This window comes from Lysinibacillus sp. RC46 (assembly GCF_041262385.1).
Lineage (GTDB): Bacteria > Bacillota > Bacilli > Bacillales_A > Planococcaceae > Lysinibacillus.
This window is the reverse complement of the sequence record NZ_JBGCCF010000021.1, coordinates 1-18133: the sequence shown is the minus strand read 5'-3', so window position 1 is coordinate 18133 and position 18133 is coordinate 1. Positions and strand designations below refer to the sequence as shown.

Here is an 18133-nt window from a genome sequence, read left to right as displayed (position 1 = left end):
ACACCTCCAAAAAGAAGTGCCCCATAACTACTTTTTTAAATGACTAGCAATCCGAATTCATCGGTACTTTATTTTTTATTAGTTCGTCTATGTAATACTCTTTTAACCAAACTTCTAATTTCATTCTTTCTTCTTGACACATATGTGAATTCATAGTTACTTGTAGCTCTTCAATAACTTCTTTAGCAGTTTTCAAACTCATTTATACCCAACCTTTCCATAAGATTCATGATATTCCATACCCATTTGGATTACAATACCTAATTTTCTCCTTTTAAAAATATATGGACATCAAAAACAAAAATAGTGTAAAATTACACACAAAGTGAAAGATGGTATTATTTGTAGGTTTAATACTGATTTTGCCGTATTGATAGACTTTTCCAATGACGGGAGATTAAAGGGAGTGATTATATTGAAAAATACGATGGTGTTCATTCTACTGATAGTTAGCTTAAGCGTAAATTTATATATATTTGGGAAGTGGTTTCTGATTGATCAATGGTATGAAGCTACTTCAGAAGAAAAGATTATTTTAAGTGAAATGGTTCAAAAAACAGTGGATAGTGAAGATTATAAAAAGTTGGCCGAACAAGAGAAGGTCATTGCTATTGATACAAGTATTAATAAAAATAAAGGTGGTGCCTTCCCCTACTATTTTCATGTCAGTGTTCGTACAGATGAACAGACCTACTTGTTTTCTTGTAATAATAAGCAATGTATGAAGATGGAAAACTACGGATGGACTTATTCTATATATAAAGACGAAAATCCACGACTTCCATTTAAAGAAGCTAATATTCCCCAGTAATAAAGATAAAAAAGAATAAACCTACCCAAAGCAACCCAAATAAAAATAGCAATATTCTTTTTAACTTTATTGATGAAAAATTATTAGGTAGCCCTCTTTCCGCATAAAAAAATGTCACCTACTATGGAAGTAGATGACATTTTGTATAGATTTCCTTTAAGCTTCTCCATGCATAGGGTCTTCCTTACGTTGCGGCCCAATCATGTTGAATAAAATATTAAGGATAATCGCAGTGACAGAACCACAGACGATACCGTTAGATGTTAGAAGAGATACACTCTCTGGCAGTGCATCAAAAATTCCAGGTACAACTGATACACCGACACCAAGGCTGACTGCAATTGCTGCAATCATGGCGTTTTCCGCTGATTCATTCATAACAGGTACTAGCATGCCCATACCTTGCGTAATAACCATACCGAACATCGCTAACATTGCAGCACCAAGTACTGGTGTTGGAATAATCGTTGTTAATGCCGCGATTTTTGGTAAGAAGCCAAGTGCTACTAGTAAACCACCTGTGATGTAAATGACTTTACGGTTTTTTACGCCTGACATACGTGTAAGTCCCACGTTTTGTGAGAATGTTGTATATGGGAAAGCGTTGAAAATACCGCCGATAACAGAGGCTAGACCTTCTGAACGGTACCCACGTGATAAATCTTTTGAATCTAATTTTTTATTACAAATATCACTTAGTGCAAAATAAACCCCTGATGATTCTACTAAAGAAACCATTGCTACAAGCGTCATTGTAATGATTGCAGATAAATTAAATGTTGGGACCCCAAAATAGAATGGCTGAACCATGTGTAATACGGCAGCATCTGATACTGGGCTAAAATCAACCTTCCCCATAAATACTCCTAGGATTGACCCTGCGACTAATCCGATTAAAATGGAAATAGCACGAATGAAACCTGTAGAAAAACGATAAACGACTAAAATAATAACCAATGTAATAAACGCTAAAGTTACATTAGAACCAGATGCAAAATCTGCCGCATCTTGTCCACCTGCCATATTGTTTAAAGCTACTGGTAGTAAAGAGATACCGATAATCGACACAACCGAGCCTGTAACAACTGGTGGGAAGAATTTTACTAACTTACCGAAAAAACCTGCAATAATCATAACGATTATACCTGATGCAATAATAGATCCATAAATATCAGTAATTCCTTGTTCAGGATTTGTACCGATTGCAATAATTGGACTAACTGCTGTAAATGTACAGCCTAGTACTACTGGCAAACCAATACCGATCATTTTACCTGAATACACTTGTAAAAGCGTTGCGATCCCACACATCATAATGTCAATCGCTACTAAATACGTCATTTGTGTTGAATCAAAGCCGATTGCCCCACCGATAATCAGTGGTACTAAAATGGCTCCTGCATACATCGCAAGTAAATGTTGAATAGCTAGCGTCGTCGATTTAACGGTATTCATTACGCATTAGCCTCCGTAGCAAATGTTACTTTGCCATCCTCAAGAGAATCTACAATTGCTAATGATTCTACGCGAACCCCTTGCTGGCGTAATAATTTCCCACCGTCTTGGAAGCCTTTTTCAATAACAATGCCTACACCTACAACATTTGCACCAGCTTGTGCTGCGATATCAAGCAAACCTTTGACAGCTTCCCCATTAGCTAAGAAATCGTCAACAATTAGAATGTTATCATCTTCATTTAAGAAACTACGTGAAACTGAAATATCGTTCGTTTCATTTTTTGTGAAAGAATGTACTTTTGAATTATAAAGATTATCTGATAGTGTTAATGATTTACGTTTACGTGCAAACACTACAGGAGCACCGATTTCAAGCCCTAGCATCACAGATGGTGCGATACCTGAAGATTCGATCGTTAATATTTTTGTAATGACTTGATCTGAGAATCGAGTCGCAAACTCATGACCAATTTCTTTCATAAGCATTGGGTCAATTTGATGATTTAAAAATGAATCTACTTTTAATACAGATGAAGATAAAACTTTACCCTCTTGTGTAATTTTGTCGTGTAATAACTTCATTTCCTTGATAGCCTTCTTTCTTATAGTAATAACTCTTAATGAGCAACTTACATTCCGTTACAGGCAAGCGCCAGAAGCAATGCAAGTAATAAAAAAACGCTGAATACTTTGATTCCAATCATCTACGAGTGGAGCAAAGCATTCAGCGTAAAAACGTCGAAACGAATAGAAAACATCTTTTATGAAGTCTTCTAAAGCATTGCTACCCATAGTCGATTTATTTACGGTAAATCGGTAGAAACTTGCGAGCCATATTCTCGCTATTATATGAGTGAAATAGTATTAAGCTGTAAGAACTTCCTTTTATTAATACACCTTGGCGTTATTTCCAAAAATGGCACTTTATTCGGTATGTACTTGTTTCTCACACTGAATAAAGTCTGTTTTTTCGGAATTTACTATTATTTTACTAACTTTCAATTGCAAACGTTCGTGTTTTACAATCAACGTAATGATTATATCAGACTATTTTCGAGCTTGCTAGTCATTATTTTGATAAATGGAAGGGCACTGTCATAATGACGATATTTCTGTGAAATAACAGCGAAGCGCGAATTAATAGACTCGATTGATTGTGTAACATATGGTGCCATCCTTTTTTCGGTAAAAACTGTGGGATGATAACTGTTACTTGATAGCCCAATTTCGTACATTGATGTTCAACTTTATCAATAAACTTCATCAACGGTTGTGTAATACTTCGATATGGTGAATAGTATGTTACAAGCCGTATATCCGGCTGCCAAGCTTTCCATTTCTCCTCAAACGCTTTTGCGTCCGCTTGATCGAAGGCCACATAAAAGGCAATAATTTTATCAACGTTTAATGTCTGCGCGTAATGCAAAGTGTTTTCGACTACTTTCGTAATACCAGCAACAGGGACAATGAAAACATTACCCTCCACATTCGGTAATTCCACATTATCTAATCTTAGCTGTTCACCAACTGTTTTATAATGCTGTTTAATACGATGGAACGTCCAAATAATAATTGGTAAAAAGATAAACACTGGCCATACTTGAGGCAATTTTGTCACGAAAAACATCATGGCTACAACAAAGGAAATGACCGCTCCAACCGTATTGATCGTAAATTTAGCAAACCAACTTTTTGGCTTTTCTCGCCACCATTTTCGCATCATTCCAGCCTGCGCTAAAGTAAACGGAATAAACACCCCTACCGCATAAAGTGGAATCAAATGCTCAGTTGTTCCATCAAATAAAAAGATTAAAACAATGGCAGCTAAACCAAGCATCATAATGCCATTTGAATACCCAAGTCGATCCCCACGAATTTGGAATATTCTTGGGATAAAACCGTCTTTCGATAAATTGACAGCCAGTAAAGGAAAGGCCGAATAACCTGTATTCGCAGCAAGTACTAATATCATCGCTGTTGTTCCTTGTACTATATAGTAAAAAATATTACGACCTACACTTACCTCCGCAATTTGTGAGACAACCGTTTCTTTCGCATTTGGAGCAACTCCATAAAAATATGCTAGACTCACAATACCGATAAATAGCACTGCTAAAATACCGCCCATAGCCAATAATGTTTTAGACGCATTTTTTGGTGCTGGATCTCTAAAATTAGGAATAGCATTTGAAATTGCTTCCACACCAGTCAAAGCTGAGCTTCCTGATGCAAATGCTTTTAATAATATAAATAAACTAATACCTGCAACAGGTGTACCTACCTTTGGATGTAACGCTGCAGGAACTTGCCCTGTTACTACGTTATAAACCCCTACCCCGATTAACATCAGCATCACAATTACAAACAAATAAACTGGATACGCTAAAATGGATGCGGATTCTGTGACACCACGTAGGTTTAAAATCGTTAAACATATAACAAAAAACACAGCGATTACCACGTTATAAGGATGCAGACTTGGAAATGCCGAAGTAATGGCATCTGTTCCAGCCGATACACTTACCGCAACTGTTAAAATATAATCGACAAGCAATGATCCACCTGCGACTAGACCAGCATTGACACCTAAATTTTCTCGGGAAACTACATATGCTCCGCCACCATGTGGATACGCATAAATAACTTGGCGATACGAGAAAATAAGTGCTGTCAGTAACACAACTACCCCAGCAGCAATCGGTAGAGAATACCAAAAGGCAACCGTACTTACCGTCATGAGTACAATTAAAATTTGCTCAGGTCCATACGCTACTGATGACAACGCATCAGACGATAGTATGGCAAGTGCTTTTGTTTTACTAAGCTTTTGTTCCCCTAACGCATCCGATCTTAATGGTTTACCGATAATAAAACGTTTTAATGAGGATCTCATATTCAACACCTTCTAGTTTCATAGAATGTGTTTCGCATTTCTAAATCGATTACACTTTAGCATAATCGTTTTTTTTGCCATTCACCGGGGCCTTGTTTTATAAAATGAAGATAAAAAAATCTACAAGTCATCACTAAATAAGACTTGTAGACGTTCATTCGTCTGCCAAGCTCCACTTTTCTGCTCTTAACGCTTACGAGGTTAGCTGTCGGATTCGGGCCTGAGTAGCCCTACCCCTCAATAAATGAAGAGATTCACCCCAAGGAATACCTATGTAATCCGTAAAAATTGGGTCCCCCGCGTCTAATTGCTTCAGCGATTTAGAAATTTGAAACTTTTATAATGATGTCATATTACGCCTGTATTTAAAAAAAGTAAAGATGAAAAGAACGGTTACAAAAAAAAATTTTCACTTGATATTTCGAATATTTTTATTACGTCCCACTACCATAACGTGTGGTTGATTTCCGTTCCAACTGGGCGCTTTCTTAGGAAGCCGCTTCGCTTGCGTTTAAGGTCACCTCTCACCGAGTCGCCCAGCCTCACTCTAATCATTCCTCAACTTTGGCGAGAATTCTTTATTATTTGAAGAATAACGCTTTAATATTGGTAGAAAATATGTGAATAACCGAAATTAGAAATCATTTAAGAAGGCCACCTTATAAGTATATTCCCTCTTTTAAAATGGCTAAGTACATTAATCCTTGGATCATTTTAAAATGAATCGAATATTTTGCTATGATGCTTCAATACATTATGATACACAAACCAAATCAAAGTCTTTTAATGGCAATTGATTTACGAAATCAAAAACATTTCGTATTAAGAAAAAAATTGAGCAAACTCCTTCACATTTTCTTCTTCTAGCTATAAAATAAGAATATATCATTTTCCCCTAGGAAACTTTATTTCACTTGCGATACTCTTTGAAATGAGGGAACAACATGGTTTACAAACGAGTGAATAAATCGTCCGCGGAGGCGGTTTTAGATGGAGATATAAAAGGTTGGCGACGAATCTTACCGTTTCTTGGCCCAGCCTTCATCGCAGCAGTTGCCTATATTGATCCAGGCAACTTCGCAACAAATATTACAGCAGGTTCACAATATGGATATTTACTGCTGTGGGTAATCGCCTTTTCCAATTTAATGGCAGTGTTAATCCAATCCTTATCGGCAAAGCTTGGTATTGCGACAGGCAAAAATTTACCCGAAATAGCACGTGAAAATTTTTCTAAAAAAACTTCTATATTTTTATGGATACAGGCTGAATTGGTCATTATTGCAACAGACCTGGCAGAATTTATTGGTGCTGCACTAGGGCTGTACTTGTTATTCAACATTCCAATGTTGCCTGCAGCGCTTATTACAGCAGTCGGCTCATTTGCTATTTTAGAATTACAGCGCAGAGGCTTTAGAGCATTTGAAGCGGGCATTTCTGGTATGGTGGTTATTGTCGTATTAGCATTTGCATTCCAGACGTTTTTAGCACAGCCAAATTGGGGCGAGGTAACAATAGGCATGTTAACACCACGCTTTGATGGTGTAGATTCTATTCTACTGGCAACAGGTATTTTAGGAGCAACTGTTATGCCACACGCTATTTACTTACATTCTTCACTAACTCAAAGTCGTATCGTTGGCCGAAATGATGCTGAAAAAAAACGTATATTCCGTTTTGAATTTATTGATATTATCATCGCGATGATTGTCGCTGGTGCTATCAATATGAGTATGCTTGTTATTGCTGCAGCAGTATTCCATACTCAGGGCGTAGTAGTTGAAGACTTAGATATCGCTTATAACGGATTAAAAGAAGCGCTTGGTCCGATGGCGGCAGTGTCCTTTGGTCTTGGACTTCTTATTGCAGGTCTTGCTAGCTCTTCAGTTGGTACACTCGCAGGTGACATTGTGATGCAGGGCTTTATTAAAAAGAAAATTCCGCTCTATTTACGCCGTGCTATTACAATGATACCTCCTCTGGTGATCATTGCATCCGGCGTTAATGCGACATATGCGCTTGTCCTAAGTCAGGTTATTTTATCCTTTGGTATTGCATTTGCTCTTGTACCGCTTGTTATGTTTACAAGTAAACGTGACATCATGGGAAGCCTCGTCAATCATCGTATTACAACTGTATTAGGATGGATTGTCGTAGTGATTGTAGTTGCTCTAAATCTTTATTTATTATGGCAAACGGTATTTGGTTAATAAAATGCCAGACACAAAGACCATTATTTGGCTTTGTATCTGGCATTTTTACATGTAAGGGGTTTTTCATAACGTGGTTTAACAAATATCATCCCCTACTTTTTATGATTGGCTATTTATTTACCCTTAAATATCTATCTTCTCAATGTTTCGGAATGATAAATAGGCCACGCTTATACCGATAATAGCTAAAGTGATGGGTATGAAAATAATATCATACAAGGTGAAGTTACCTGAATTCGATGATACGGCCGATACAATTATTATAGATGATATAATAGTTGCCGGAATGGAGTATTTTCTCATGCCAAAATACAATGGTATTAATGCAATGCATGATGCTGAAACTGCATTTATGATCACGGCAGGAATTCGTTGTATTATGAAAGAGAACGATAATGTTTCTGGAAGTAGCTGAAAACTCTCGCTAACAGCACAAAAAATCGCTGTTACAAAAATAGTCGATAAAATAATTGCACTAAAGGTAAAAAGAACAACAATGGCTAGCTTTGAAGCAATTAATTTTTTTCTACTTATTGGATACATAAATGCTACTGTGATGGTCTTATATTTGAATTCTCCAATAATGAATTTGGCGATTAACACGCTAGCAAAAATAATAAATACTGCCCTTACGCCTGAATCTATAAGGCCAAATGCCGTCTGATAAGTTCTAAAATCTTGATCCCCTTCTATTTTAGTAATAAATATAAGCATAAATATAACACCTAGTATTATGAAATTTGCAAAAACAGCTTTTTTTATATATGAACCAATATGATACTTTTTCATTTCTAGACGCATTAAATTAAGCACTAGCCACACCTCCATTGATTAACTTCAAGAAATAATCCTCTAATGAGCTTGTTTTTTTGCTGATGCCCTCAATTTCAATATCATGCTCAATCAATGTTTTAGATAGCATCTTTTGTGAAGCTGTCGAATCATAAATTCGAATACAATTGTCATCCATTAGTTTGAAATTAGTAATATTTAATTTACTTTCTATAATAAAGGCAGCTTTTTTCCCATCATTGACAATCACTTCAATATAATCTGTTTGACTACGATTGACAGCGTCCATTGATACTTCCTTAATTAATCTTCCATCTTTAATAACCCCAACTGTATCTGCCAATTGTTCAATTTCACCCAAAATATGACTAGAGATAATAATCGTAATTCCATACTCTTTACAAAGCATCCTAAATAGTTCTCGAAGCTCTTTAATGCCAACTGGATCTAGTCCATTAATCGGCTCGTCTAAAATAAGTAATTCCGGCTTAGTAATAATTGCACGCGCAATACCCAACCGTTGTTTCATCCCAAGAGAAAAGTCTTTTACACGTTTCTTCTCCGTGTTTGTTAGTTTCACTAGATCTAGGACATGGGAAATTTCTTTCTTGTCATAATAGCCCATATATTCACAATGTAGCTCTAACGTCTCCTGTGCAGTTAAATCTTCATAAAAAATTGGGTATTCAATAATCGTTCCCATCCTTTTCAGCACGTCGAATGAGCGGTCCATTAATTTTTCACCAAAGATTTCAATATCTCCACTCGTTGGCTTTGTAAGGTTTGTTAGCATTTTCATGACTGTCGTTTTTCCGGCACCATTAGGACCTAAAAAACCGTATATCTCTCCCTTTTTCACATGCATAGTCACAGCAGAAACGACTTCTTTCCCCTCAAACACCTTCGTAAGCTGATTTGTTTTCACAATATATGTCATGTAGATCTCTCCTTTAAATTTGCTATCCTTATTATAAAAAATGAAACTCTCTAATTTATTACTTGATTCTTACAAATTTCTTAAGCGCAGAAGAAAAGCTTGTAAAGCACTTAAAAAGCTCTACAAGCATGGCTGCTCAGTATGTCATTCGTTTTAAAGAAACTGTAAAAATGGTCTTCTCATATGGGATACTAGAAAGCTGGATGGAACCCTCCATTAATTCTACAAGGCGTTTTGTAATAGTTAAGCCAAGGCCACTCCCTTGGAAGGATTTATTTCTGGAATCCTCAAGTGTATACATTCTTTCAAAAACATTATCAATATGATATTCGTCGATCCCCTTACCACGATCCCATACATCAATAAAAATATTCGTATCATCATTTCTTACTGTGAGCCCAATGATGTTCCCTGCCGCTCCATAGGCAACTGCATTGGACAGTAAATTATTCAAAACCCTATCTAACGCTTCTTCATTGCCACGTGCATATGCGGATATCTCTGGTATTGCTATATCGATCTCTAGGCCCATAGATGTGATCATATCGTAAAATGATAAAATATTTTTTCGGCAAATTTCACTTACATTAATTTTCGTCATTGGATAGTCTGTATCTCCTGCCTCCAATTTTGCCAGGTCAAAAAATGTATGGATTATTTTCAATACTTCCAATGTTTTCGAATGGACGCCAGTGAGCAATCGTCTCTGCTCCTCTTCACTAAGTGAGTGATGAAGCTTCAGCATTTCCGTATAACCTAGTACAACTGTTAAAGGCGTTTTAAGATCATGAGAAATATTGGCCAACATCTTTTTCATAGAGCTTTCCATTTTTCGATGTGTCGCCAGTACTTTTTGGTTGTGGTCTAGCAACGCATTCATCGCAATTAGTAGCTGCTGTAATTCTTGATTAGCCGTCGACACTAAAATCTTTTCGCTCGATTGTTCGTTAATGATTGCTTGCAGTTTTTGATGCATGTATTGAATCATAGCGTTTTGTTGTTTTTTTGCTCTCACCTGAAAAATAATAATACCTAAAAGTAACACAATCATTAGTAATAGTAATATAATCATCAGTTTATCCTTCAAATTTATAGCCGATTCCCCAAAGTGTTTTAATATATAGAGGATTGGATGGATCGTCTTCAATTTTTTCGCGTAATCTTCTTATATGTACATTAATAATATTTTCATCCCCATAGTAAGCATCATTCCAAATCAATTGATAAATTTGCTGCTTTGTAAAAACTCGATTACGATTTGTCACGAATAATTTTAAGATGCCAAATTCCTTTGATGTGAGCTTTATTTGCTGTCCATTCTTCTCAACTGAAAAATTAACAAGGTCGATCGATAATTTGTCTATCTCTACAATATTTTTCTTCTCCTCTACTTGACTGGAGTATTTTGTAGCTCTACGAATTACGGCTTTAACACGTGCCGAAAATTCCAGCATCGAAAATGGCTTGGCAATATAATCATCTGCCCCTAACCCTAATCCTAATGCTTTATCAACATCACTATCTTTGGCTGACATAATGATAATTGGAAGTGATGCTTGCTCTCGTATAATCTTTAAAACTTCTAATCCATTAAGTTTCGGTATCATAATATCCAAGATCACTAAATCAAAGGGGTTGTTTAAACAGTTTTGTAATGCTTCTTCTCCATTTACTGCAGAGGTAACAAGAAACCCCTCCATCGTTAAATAGTTTTCTACCATTTCACGAATGGCTTCGTCATCTTCTACTAGTAAAATATGCTTTTGCACTTTCATGCACCTCTTTCTAATATAAAGCAGTATATATATGACTTGTCATTACTATGATCATCACCACAAAGAGGGGTTGATTTCCGTTCCAGCTGGGCGCTTTGTTGCTGTCGCTTCGCTTTCGCACAGATAAAACATTTGTTGCTGTCGCTTCGCTTTCGCACAGATAAAACATTTGTTGCTGTCGCTTCGCTTTCGCACAGATAAAACATTTGTTGCTGTCGCTTCGCTTTCGCACAGATAAAACATTTGTTGCTGTCGCTTCGCTTTCGCACAGATAAAACATTTGTTGCTGTCGCTTCGCTTTCGCACAGATAAAACATTTGCCGCTGACGCTTCGCTTTCGCGCAGAGCAGAGCTTCCTGGGGGCGTCCGATGAGCCGCTTGGGGCAACAGATGTTTTTTGCGCGAAAGCGTAGTGCTAACGAAGCGTCAGCAGCAGGATGTTGGTCACGAAGGCGTTATCACAGGACGTGATGTTCTTAGCCTTCGTTCCTCTATTGCTAATCCCCAAGGAGTCGCCCAGCCTCCACTCCAATCAACTTATATGCATGGTATACGTTTCAACAAATGTCCTACCCAAAATTTGATGATGTGTTATTTATCTATCATTTTACCATATTAAGGTTGCGCACCAAAAGTGGGGACGATTCGAGAAACTAAAGTCCCCTTTTTATTCTCTCCAGTAATTTTATCTGAAGCCTAAAATGCAGATTTGTAACATACTGTATTGATTGGTATATTGTTAGCAATAATCAAAATAATTTAGAAAGGGCTGGAAAAATGACTTTTAGAAGGAATTACGGTTTTTTTCTATTATATTTTGTATTATTGGGTTGTTATTGTTTTATGCTAGTTCATTAAGTGAAAACAGCATTTTTGGTATTTACTTTTATTTAGGTGCTCTACTGTGGATAATGAGTGTTTATTTTGGGATATCCGGAATTCGATCAAAACAAACAGGTATTTCTAAATATTTAGGATTACTCATCATTTTGCTTATTCTTGTCATCTACGGATCGATGATTGCAATTATGGTGATACGAGGTTTTGAACCTTAAAGATTAATCGTTCACTTGAAGTATTTTGATTGTACGTCTAGAATTACAAATTTATTATTAAACTAAAAAAACTGCCCTGCAAGTCAATTTCTATGACTTACAGGACAGTTTTATTTTTTATTGTTCGACTTTTAAATCACATTGCTCTAATGGAAGCATTTTAGTTTTATGCTTGATTTTATAGCCAAGCCATAAGAATAAGAACAGTGGAATACCGATATAGGAGACAAGGACTCCATACCAGTCTATTGTATTACCCATAAAGGCATTGTAGTTTTGTCCAATAACAACAATCATACAAACCGTAAAGGCAAATAGCGGGCCGAATGGGAATAGCCTTGCTTTATACGGTAACAATTTCGGATCTAAGCCCTGTACCTCGAATGCTCGACGGAAACGGTAATGGCTAAATGCAATTCCTAGCCAAGCAATGAAGCCAGACATCCCAGAGGCATTTAGAAGCCACATATAGACTACACCATCACCAAAGAATGAAGCTAAAAATGCTAGGGAGCCTACAGCTAAAGTCGCCAGTAATGCGTAAATCGGAATACCTCGACGGCTTAGTTTAGCGAAAAATTTCGGTGCATGTCCATCTACTGCCAATTGCCAAAGCATACGAGAAGATGCGTACAGCCCTGAATTCCCTGCTGACAGCATTGCCGTTAAAATGATAGCATTCATCAATGAAGCAGCAAAGGCAATTCCTAAACGGTCGAACACCAGTGTAAATGGTGAAACAGCGATATCTTCAGATAGCAAACGTGAGTCTGTAAATGGAATCAGCAGCCCAATTGCACCGATCGCTAAAATATAGAATAAAAGAATTCTCCAGAAAACAGACTTAACAGCTTTCGGAATATTTTTACCAGGATCATCTGTTTCACCTGCTGTTATTCCAAGTAGCTCTGTCCCTTGGAACGAGAATCCAGCAGCTAAGAAAATACCAAATGTAGCAAGAAATCCACCGTGGAATGGTCCATCACTGATAAAGAAATTCGTAAAGCCTACCGGAGCGTTTCCTCCTAAAATACCAAAAATCATTAGGAAACTGATAATAATAAAAATGATGACAGTTACAACCTTTATCATGGCAAACCAATATTCACTTTCACCATAGCTTTTTACAGATAATAGATTAAACGTTAAAACGACAGCAATAAATAAAACAGTCCAAAGTGCTGATGAGCTATCTGGGAACCAATATTTCATAATTAATGAGACAGCAGAAATTTCTGCCGCAATTGTAATTGCCCAGTTGTACCAGTAGTTCCAGCCAAGCGCAAAGCCTAGAGCTGGGTCTACAAATTTTGTAGCATACGTACTAAATGAGCCCGATGATGGCATATAAGCTGCCATTTCCCCTAAGCTCGTCATTAAAAAATACACCATGATACCGATTAATGCATAGGCGAGTAGTGCACCGCCAGGGCCTGCTTGCGCAATGGCACCTCCACTAGCTAAAAACAATCCAGTACCGATTGTACCGCCTAATGAAATCATTGTAATATGACGGCTTTTTAATTCTTTTTTCAGCTTCGGTGCTTTATGACCGAGCTGATTGACTTTTATTTCACTCACGATATAGCTTCCTTCCTTTTTTAAGAGGCGAAAAAAATGCCATCACATGAACGTTGCTGTGATGGCTAAGTAAATCCTCTGTTCCTTCAAAATGATAGCTCAACACGTTGTTCAAACGTGACAGTTCTGTTCCTTTCGGAGACAGCCCCAGCATGAGGTTTTCAAGTCCCCTCACACTTCGGCAGTATTTCCTTTCAGCTAATTTCTCTAATGCTTGTCATTTCCATTAACATACTCTTAAATACCGCGACCTCTACCTCACTACAAACATGAGGCATTAAATATTAAATTTATGATGGGTATTAGTTTAACATACGACCTATGGCATTTCAATAACTCGATTAATATTCTATATTTTGTGAATTTTCCACTATTTTTATTATTGTGATAAAGTGGTATAGTGATTCAATCAAGTTTGTTCTAACAAGGGGGGATTTATCTGACTACTCATGAACATACCGATACTTATCCTAGCAGGAAAATTAACTGGAAAGGTACAACCTTATTGCTCGTTATCGGAATAATTTGTATTGCCTCGACATTACGGATGCCGCTAACAGTTGTTGGACCTATCATTTCCTTTATCCGTGAAGACCTCGGCATATCCAATATACTAGCAGGCTTTCTAACAACGATCCCATTGCTAGCATTTGCAATCATTTCACCATTCGCTCCAATTGTCGCACGTAAATTTGGACTAGAATTAACATTATTTTTATCAACTATTCTTTTAGGGGGAGGGATTGTACTACGCTCCCTTGGCACAACTAGTTTACTCGTATTTGGTACGATGCTAATTGGTATAGCCATTTCATTTGGTAATGTACTAATTCCAGGATTACTTAAATTGAAATTTCCCTTTCACGTAGGTTTACTTATGGCATTTTTCACAATGTCGATGAATTTGACGGCTGGACTCGGTGCTGGCATTAGCTATCCTGTTGCCAATTCATCACTTGGTTGGCAAGGTGCACTGGCCATTTCACTTGTTCTTGTGGTGTTAACTATTGTAATTTGGATTCCACAGTTGAAATTTAATAAGCCTGAACCGACTAATAAGACTACGAAAGAACGTACACCATTATGGAAATCACCTGTTACTTGGGCAGTAGCAGGGGCTATGGGATTTCAGTCATTATTATTCTACACAACCGCCGCTTGGATTCCTGAAATATATATATCACAAGGATTAGCTGCAGATCGCGCAGGCTGGATGTTTTCCATCATGCAATTTTCACAAGTTCCAATGGCTTTAGCTGTTCCTATTATCGCTAGTAAAATGACATCTCAACGTCCTCTCGTATTAATGTTTACAGTATTTTACTTAGTTGGCTTTATCGGAGTAGTCATGGAATGGACGACCCTCGCTGTACTGTGGATGGTGCTACTAGGCTTAGCCGGAGGCGCTTCATTCGCATTAGCGATGATGTTCTTTACACTACGTACCCGTACAGCTTTTGAGGCAGCTGATTTATCAGGATTTGCGCAATCACTAGGATATTTATTAGCCGCAATCGGTCCAATCTTATTTGGTTATTTACATGATTTATTCGGTGGTTGGAATATCACCGGCTGGTTATTTGTTGTCGTAACATTTATTCTCTTTATATGTTCATTTAGGGCTTCTAAAAATGAATATGTGAATTAAAAAGGGCGGCTCATGATTAAATTATGCCTCGGCATAATTGATCATGGGTCGCTTTGTATTTGCACAATCTTAAAGTGTGCTGCCTTTCTCTACTAATAAGGTGGTTTCTGATAAAAGTAATTTGGTGTATTGTAAACATTAACATAAGGTTTATGGAAAATATGAGTCGTAGCTGGTGAGAGAGGTGGAATCAACCACGTCCAATTGCCAGTAACCTTTCGATCCGCTGCTGCTTCTGTTTCCTCAAACAATTTAAATTGCTGTGCAGCTGTATGATGATCTACTATGCTGACACCGTCTTCTTTAAAGGAATGCAGAACGGCAATATTCAGCTCAACTAATGCGCGATCACGCCATAGAGAAGCCTGTTTAGTTGTATCAAGATTGAAAATTTCTGCTATAGCGGGCAACATATTGTAACGCTCATGATCTGCTAAATTACGTGCTCCAATTTCTGTACCCATATACCAACCATTGAATGGGGCCGCCTCAAAATCAATACCTGCCATTTGAAAGCGCATGCTTGAAATAATCGGCACTGCATACCATTTTAATCCTAGCTTCTCTACTTGAGCAGATTCCGGATGACGAATAGGTACCTCTAGTACATATTCGTCAGGGATAGTAACCACTTGTGGTTCCCTTCCATCCACCTGTACAACGAGTGGAAGCACGTCAAATGCTGTTCTCTTACCTTGCCAGCCGAGTGACTCACATACTTTTGTAAACTCAACAGAATGCAGATCACCAACGATTCCAGATTCCGTTTCATAGCCAGCATAACGGATTAGCTGATGATTCCATATACGTACACGCCCCGGTGCAAAAATCGTTATTGTTGGACGAATCTTTCCATCATTTGTTGCATATTGAATATGTTCAAGCAATGCGTTGAAAATATCCTCTTCTTTTGAAATATCACGGGCATCAACAACATTCAGCGATTGCCAAAACAATCGACCAATACACTTATTACTATTGCGCCATGCTACTCGCGCACCAAAGATTAATTCTTCCGTTGTCGGTATATATTCGCCTGCTATTTTAATTTGCTGTAATTTATTGTCTAGCCATGTTTTTGATTCATTTTGTTCTACTTGATAAAGTTCTAAAAACCGCTGTACTTCATGTAAATTCATATTGAATTCCTCCATCTCCCCTCATATTAGAGGAATGGAACTATAATCACCACGATAAAATCTGCCAGAAAACATACATATTTTATATATGAAATACTTTGTTCAATATTTTATAGCATCTCTCTTTTATTTTTCTAAAACTAAAGTTATTTATGGATTATGATGCCCATTTTGAGTAGACATTATTAAAATTAGGGGAAATTACAGAGGGAATAACTGTTGAGCATGGATTTGCCGCTTTTTTACGCTGATCCCCTTTCGTACGAAGTCACGGTTGACCAGACCTGATTTCATTGTACGGCTGGGTTTTTTTCTTGTCCATAGCTAGAAGCTCTTTAGAACCCCTCGCATAGCAAGGGGTTTTCAAAAGATACAAAAAAAAAGCATGTCGCACTAATGTGCAACATGCTTGATGACCCGTACGGGATTCGAACCCGTGTTACCGCCGTGAAAGGGCGGTGTCTTAACCACTTGACCAACGGGCCGTGGCTCCGAAGGCAGGACTCGAACCTGCGACAACCTGATTAACAGTCAGGTGCTACTACCAACTGAGCTACTTCGGAATAATGGTGGGCCTAAATGGACTCGAACCATCGACCTCACGCTTATCAGGCGTGCGCTCTAACCAGCTGAGCTATAGGCCCATTATTTTGGAGCGGGTGATGAGAATCGAACTCACGACATCAGCTTGGAAGGCTGAGGTTTTACCATTAAACTACACCCGCAGATGGTGGGTCAGGACGGAATCGAACCGCCGACACTTAGAGCTTCAATCTAATGCTCTACCAACTGAGCTACTGACCCGAAAAAATATGGAGGAGGTAGAGGGATTCGAACCCCCGCGCGGTGTTACCCGCCTGTCGGTTTTCAAGACCGATCCCTTCAGCCAGACTTGGGTATACCTCCGAAATATATAAATGGTGGAGCCTAGCGGGATCGAACCGCTGACCTCCTGCGTGCAAGGCAGGCGCTCTCCCAGCTGAGCTAAGGCCCCATGTTAGGAAAGATGGTCGGAATGACAGGATTCGAACCTACGACCCCTTGGTCCCAAACCAAGTGCTCTACCAAGCTGAGCTACATTCCGATACTATTAGGCTTTTTTGGCGCGCCCGACAGGAGTCGAACCCATAACCTTCTGATCCGTAGTCAGACGCTCTATCCAATTGAGCTACGGGCGCATTTATAAAAACTGATGAGCCATGAAGGACTCGAACCTTCGACCCTCTGATTAAAAGTCAGATGCTCTACCAACTGAGCTAATGGCTCATATTAAAAAATGAATGGCTGGGGTACTAGGATTCGAACCTAGGCATGACGGAATCAAAATCCGTTGCCTTACCGCTTGGCTATACCCCAATTATAAATGGGGCGACTGATGGGAATCGAACCCACGAATGCCGGAACCACAATCCGGTGCGTTAACCACTTCGCCACAATCGCCACTATATGTAATCACAGTAGTTTTTGATAACGAGTACCTTGAAACCTGGCAGGGGCAGTAGGAATCGAACCCACACCAAAGGTTTTGGAGACCTCTATTCTACCGTTGAACTATGCCCCTAAAAATGGTGGAGGGGGACGGATTCGAACCGCCGAACCCTAAGGAGCGGATTTACAGTCCGCCGCGTTTAGCCTCTTCGCTACCCCTCCAAGGGATGGTGCCGGCGATAGGAGTCGAACCCACGACCTACTGATTACAAGTCAGTTGCTCTACCAACTGAGCTACACCGGCAAAAAAAAAAATGGCGGTCCCGACCGGGATCGAACCGGCGATCTCCTGCGTGACAGGCAGGCATGTTAACCGCTACACCACGGGACCATTTTGGTTGCGG

Annotated in this window: 14 protein-coding genes, 16 tRNA genes and 3 riboswitches; of the genes, 4 read left to right on the top strand and 26 right to left on the bottom strand. The window is 38.4% G+C overall.

The window, feature by feature from the left end; genetic code table 11:
- Positions 1-43: 43 nt before the first annotated feature.
- Positions 44-202, bottom strand: coding sequence for a hypothetical protein (locus ABH966_RS18050; RefSeq protein ID WP_370080752.1), 159 nt, complete (start codon positions 200-202; stop codon positions 44-46).
- A 213-nt stretch (positions 203-415) separates the two neighbouring features.
- Here ABH966_RS18050 and ABH966_RS18045 point away from each other — a divergent pair, with 213 nt between their 5' ends.
- The gene (locus ABH966_RS18045) at positions 416-811 is read left to right on the top strand and encodes a hypothetical protein (protein ID WP_370080750.1); all 396 of its coding nucleotides are present in this window, start codon (positions 416-418) and stop codon (positions 809-811) included.
- Positions 812-967: 156 nt separating this feature from the next.
- Here the strand turns inward: ABH966_RS18045 and ABH966_RS18040 are convergent, their stop codons facing one another.
- The 3 genes from ABH966_RS18040 to ABH966_RS18030 all read right to left on the bottom strand — a co-directional run bounded on the left by ABH966_RS18040 (position 968) and on the right by ABH966_RS18030 (position 5161).
- The gene (locus ABH966_RS18040) at positions 968-2266 is read right to left on the bottom strand and encodes a nucleobase:cation symporter-2 family protein (protein ID WP_370080748.1); all 1299 of its coding nucleotides are present in this window, start codon (positions 2264-2266) and stop codon (positions 968-970) included.
- The gene (locus ABH966_RS18035; RefSeq protein WP_370080746.1) at positions 2266-2850 is read right to left on the bottom strand and encodes a xanthine phosphoribosyltransferase; all 585 of its coding nucleotides are present in this window, start codon (positions 2848-2850) and stop codon (positions 2266-2268) included. Before ABH966_RS18035 ends, ABH966_RS18040 begins: the two co-directional genes overlap by 1 nt.
- A 189-nt stretch (positions 2851-3039) precedes the next feature.
- Positions 3040-3141, bottom strand: a riboswitch (purine riboswitch).
- Positions 3142-3337: 196 nt separating this feature from the next.
- Positions 3338-5161, bottom strand: coding sequence for an APC family permease (locus tag ABH966_RS18030; protein ID WP_370080744.1), 1824 nt, complete (start codon positions 5159-5161; stop codon positions 3338-3340).
- Between the two features lie 176 nt (positions 5162-5337).
- Positions 5338-5489: riboswitch (cyclic di-AMP (ydaO/yuaA leader) on the bottom strand.
- A 616-nt stretch (positions 5490-6105) separates the two neighbouring features.
- On the opposite strand from ABH966_RS18030, the gene ABH966_RS18025 reads away from it, so the two are divergent.
- Entirely contained in the window at positions 6106-7371 is a 1266-nt protein-coding gene (locus ABH966_RS18025; protein WP_370080743.1) for an Nramp family divalent metal transporter, read from the top strand.
- A gap of 126 nt (positions 7372-7497) precedes the next feature.
- On the opposite strand, the gene ABH966_RS18020 is transcribed toward ABH966_RS18025, so the two are convergent.
- From ABH966_RS18020 to ABH966_RS18005, 4 genes are all read right to left on the bottom strand, one after another.
- A complete protein-coding gene (locus ABH966_RS18020; RefSeq protein WP_370080741.1) occupies positions 7498-8187 on the bottom strand; it encodes an ABC transporter permease in 690 nt (229 codons plus the stop codon).
- Complete coding sequence (locus ABH966_RS18015) at positions 8180-9103, bottom strand: ABC transporter ATP-binding protein (RefSeq protein ID WP_370080739.1); 924 nt, start codon at positions 9101-9103, stop codon at positions 8180-8182. The genes ABH966_RS18020 and ABH966_RS18015 overlap by 8 nt, the downstream gene beginning before the upstream one ends.
- Before the next feature lie 136 nt (positions 9104-9239).
- On the bottom strand, positions 9240-10175 hold the full coding sequence (locus ABH966_RS18010) for a sensor histidine kinase (RefSeq protein ID WP_370080737.1): 936 nt from the start codon (positions 10173-10175) through the stop codon (positions 9240-9242).
- 4 nt (positions 10176-10179) lie between these two features.
- Positions 10180-10872 (bottom strand): response regulator transcription factor, encoded by a 693-nt coding sequence (locus ABH966_RS18005; protein ID WP_370080735.1) that lies wholly within the window; start codon positions 10870-10872, stop codon positions 10180-10182.
- Positions 10873-11275: 403 nt separating this feature from the next.
- Here ABH966_RS18005 and ABH966_RS18000 point away from each other — a divergent pair, with 403 nt between their 5' ends.
- Positions 11276-11497, top strand: a complete 222-nt coding sequence (locus ABH966_RS18000) for a hypothetical protein (protein WP_370080733.1) — start codon at positions 11276-11278, stop codon at positions 11495-11497.
- A gap of 553 nt (positions 11498-12050) precedes the next feature.
- Here ABH966_RS18000 and ABH966_RS17995 read toward each other — a convergent pair.
- Complete coding sequence (locus ABH966_RS17995) at positions 12051-13514, bottom strand: amino acid permease (protein WP_370080731.1); 1464 nt, start codon at positions 13512-13514, stop codon at positions 12051-12053.
- Between the two features lie 87 nt (positions 13515-13601).
- Positions 13602-13778, bottom strand: a riboswitch (Lysine riboswitch).
- Positions 13779-13953: 175 nt separating this feature from the next.
- On the opposite strand from ABH966_RS17995, the gene ABH966_RS17990 reads away from it, so the two are divergent.
- Positions 13954-15162, top strand: coding sequence for a CynX/NimT family MFS transporter (locus ABH966_RS17990; RefSeq protein WP_370080885.1), 1209 nt, complete (start codon positions 13954-13956; stop codon positions 15160-15162).
- 92 nt (positions 15163-15254) lie between these two features.
- On the opposite strand, the gene ABH966_RS17985 is transcribed toward ABH966_RS17990, so the two are convergent.
- From ABH966_RS17985 to ABH966_RS17905, 17 genes are all read right to left on the bottom strand, one after another.
- Positions 15255-16301, bottom strand: a complete 1047-nt coding sequence (locus ABH966_RS17985; protein WP_370080729.1) for a nitric oxide synthase oxygenase — start codon at positions 16299-16301, stop codon at positions 15255-15257.
- A gap of 413 nt (positions 16302-16714) precedes the next feature.
- A tRNA-Glu gene (locus ABH966_RS17980) sits at positions 16715-16786 on the bottom strand.
- 1 nt (position 16787) lies between these two features.
- Positions 16788-16864 (bottom strand) — tRNA-Asn (locus tag ABH966_RS17975).
- A 4-nt stretch (positions 16865-16868) separates the two neighbouring features.
- Positions 16869-16945 (bottom strand) — tRNA-Ile (locus tag ABH966_RS17970).
- A 7-nt stretch (positions 16946-16952) separates the two neighbouring features.
- A tRNA-Gly gene (locus tag ABH966_RS17965) sits at positions 16953-17026 on the bottom strand.
- A 3-nt stretch (positions 17027-17029) separates the two neighbouring features.
- A tRNA-Phe gene (locus ABH966_RS17960) sits at positions 17030-17105 on the bottom strand.
- Positions 17106-17114: 9 nt separating this feature from the next.
- Positions 17115-17207 (bottom strand) — tRNA-Ser (locus ABH966_RS17955).
- A gap of 12 nt (positions 17208-17219) precedes the next feature.
- Positions 17220-17295, bottom strand: a tRNA-Ala gene (locus ABH966_RS17950).
- A gap of 13 nt (positions 17296-17308) precedes the next feature.
- Positions 17309-17385: transfer RNA gene (locus ABH966_RS17945), tRNA-Pro, on the bottom strand.
- Between the two features lie 17 nt (positions 17386-17402).
- Positions 17403-17479: transfer RNA gene (locus ABH966_RS17940), tRNA-Arg, on the bottom strand.
- A 15-nt stretch (positions 17480-17494) separates the two neighbouring features.
- Positions 17495-17567, bottom strand: a tRNA-Lys gene (locus ABH966_RS17935).
- Between the two features lie 15 nt (positions 17568-17582).
- Positions 17583-17657: transfer RNA gene (locus tag ABH966_RS17930), tRNA-Gln, on the bottom strand.
- A gap of 8 nt (positions 17658-17665) precedes the next feature.
- Positions 17666-17741 (bottom strand) — tRNA-His (locus tag ABH966_RS17925).
- Between the two features lie 47 nt (positions 17742-17788).
- Positions 17789-17862, bottom strand: a tRNA-Trp gene (locus ABH966_RS17920).
- A 5-nt stretch (positions 17863-17867) separates the two neighbouring features.
- Positions 17868-17951, bottom strand: a tRNA-Tyr gene (locus ABH966_RS17915).
- 6 nt (positions 17952-17957) lie between these two features.
- Positions 17958-18033: transfer RNA gene (locus ABH966_RS17910), tRNA-Thr, on the bottom strand.
- An 11-nt stretch (positions 18034-18044) separates the two neighbouring features.
- A tRNA-Asp gene (locus tag ABH966_RS17905) sits at positions 18045-18120 on the bottom strand.
- Between the last annotated feature and the right edge of the window lie 13 nt (positions 18121-18133).